This is a genomic window from Escherichia sp. MOD1-EC7003 (assembly GCF_002965065.1).
Taxonomy (GTDB): Bacteria; Pseudomonadota; Gammaproteobacteria; order Enterobacterales; family Enterobacteriaceae; genus Escherichia.
Window position 1 is genome coordinate 1 of the sequence record NZ_PTRE01000244.1, and the last position, 434, is coordinate 434.

A 434-nucleotide genomic window follows, 5' to 3' on the forward strand; every position below is an offset into this window, starting at 1 on the left:
CGTCACACCATGGGAGTGGGTTGCAAAAGAAGTAGGTAGCTTAACCTTCGGGAGGGCGCTTACCACTTTGTGATTCATGACTGGGGTGAAGTCGTAACAAGGTAACCGTAGGGGAACCTGCGGTTGGATCACCTCCTTACCTTAAAGAACCGTACTTTGCAGTGCTCACACAGATTGTCTGATGAAAAGTGAAAAGCAAGGCGTCTTGCGAAGCAGACTGATACGTCCCCTTCGTCTAGAGGCCCAGGACACCGCCCTTTCACGGCGGTAACAGGGGTTCGAATCCCCTAGGGGACGCCACTTGCTGGTTTGTGAGTGAAAGTCGCCGACCTCTGTATCTCAAAACTCACTTACGAGTGATGTTTGAGATATTTGCTCTTTAAAAATCTGGATCAAGCTGAAAATTGAAACACTGAATAGTCGAAAGATTATTC

The 434-nt window shown here is 48.2% G+C and carries 1 tRNA gene and 1 rRNA gene; both read left to right on the forward strand.

The window, feature by feature from the left end:
* Positions 1 to 139: ribosomal RNA gene (locus A7090_RS24605) — 16S ribosomal RNA — on the forward strand; the annotation flags it as partial.
* 85 nt (positions 140 to 224) lie between these two features.
* Positions 225 to 300: transfer RNA gene (locus A7090_RS24610), tRNA-Glu, on the forward strand.
* Positions 301 to 434 lie beyond the last annotated feature (134 nt).